Here is a 404-nt window from a genome sequence, read left to right on the forward strand (position 1 = left end):
TGGTAGGGGAACATGAAGTAGTCATGGAGCCCGTCATGGGCCTTCCAGTAGTCGGCCAGGCCGCAAAGAACGGTCTCGACCAACGGGTGCCCCTTGCGGGCGTGAATGAACCAGGTCTCCACGAGCCGGGGATGGCGACCGGTCTCGCGCAGGATGTAGAAATCCTCGCGCTCGATCTCCGGCGGCACAGGCTGCCGCAGCAGGATCGTGGCATCGAGCCATGTCCCGCCATGCCGGGCAAGCAGATCCAATCGGATGAAGTTGGAAAAATGCTGGCTGTTCATCAGCCCACGCCGCCGCTTGTCCCAGATATGGCCGGGCAGGTCGACATGGTCCTCGACGGTCCTGTCGTCGAGGATGACGAGCTGGCGCTCGCCCCTGTGGCGGGCGACCGAGCGCAGGCA

The 404-nt window shown here is 64.1% G+C and carries 1 protein-coding gene; it reads right to left on the bottom strand.

Features of this window, described 5'->3' with window-relative positions; all coding sequences use genetic code 11:
• On the bottom strand, nucleotides 1-404 hold a 404-nt coding region (locus tag EOA28_RS38380; RefSeq protein WP_210215004.1), incomplete at both ends, for a capsular polysaccharide synthesis protein.

The organism is Mesorhizobium sp. M2A.F.Ca.ET.067.02.1.1 (assembly GCF_004023285.1).
Lineage (GTDB): Bacteria > Pseudomonadota > Alphaproteobacteria > Rhizobiales > Rhizobiaceae > Mesorhizobium.